At 74.8% G+C, this 560-nt stretch carries 1 pseudogene; it reads right to left on the minus strand.

What is annotated here, in order from left to right:
* A pseudogene (locus MKK75_RS34595) lies at nt 1-247 on the minus strand (DNA translocase FtsK); the annotation flags it as partial.
* Between the last annotated feature and the right edge of the window lie 313 nt (nt 248-560).

The raw sequence follows: 560 nt of genomic DNA on the forward strand, positions 1-560 counted from the left end.
GCTTGGCGTTCGGCAATTCGATGCCGATCGCGTTGCGGCCGGGCACGACCGCCACGCGCGCCGAGACCGCCGGCATGGAGCGGGCGATATCGTCGGCCAGCGCGATCACGCGGCTGGACGTGGGGCCCGGCGCGGGCTCGAGCGCGTACAGGGTGACGACCGGGCCGGGCCGCACCGCCAGGATGTCGCCGCGGACGCCGAAATCGCCGAGCGTCGCCCCCACCGGGGTGGCGTGCTGCTGCTGGGCGTCCGCGCCGATGCGGTGCGCCTGGGCCCGGCTGCGGCGTGCAGGCCGTCACTACCGCACACCGTGCCTCGAACGCCGACATGCGGCGGGCGATCTAGTCGGCCAGCGCTGTCACGCGGCTAGACTTGTTGTGCGGCGCGGGCGCGAGCTCGTACAGGGGGACGACCGGGCCGGGCCACACCTAGAGGATGTCGCCGCGCACGCCGAAATCGCCGAGCGTCGCCGCCAGCAGGTTGGCGTTCTGGTCCAGGGCGTCCGCCGAGATCTGGCTCGCCTGGGACGGGCCGCGGGGGGCCGCCAGCAGGTCGAGGGC

Source organism: Methylobacterium sp. J-030 (assembly GCF_022829545.1).
GTDB lineage: Bacteria > Pseudomonadota > Alphaproteobacteria > Rhizobiales > Beijerinckiaceae > Methylobacterium.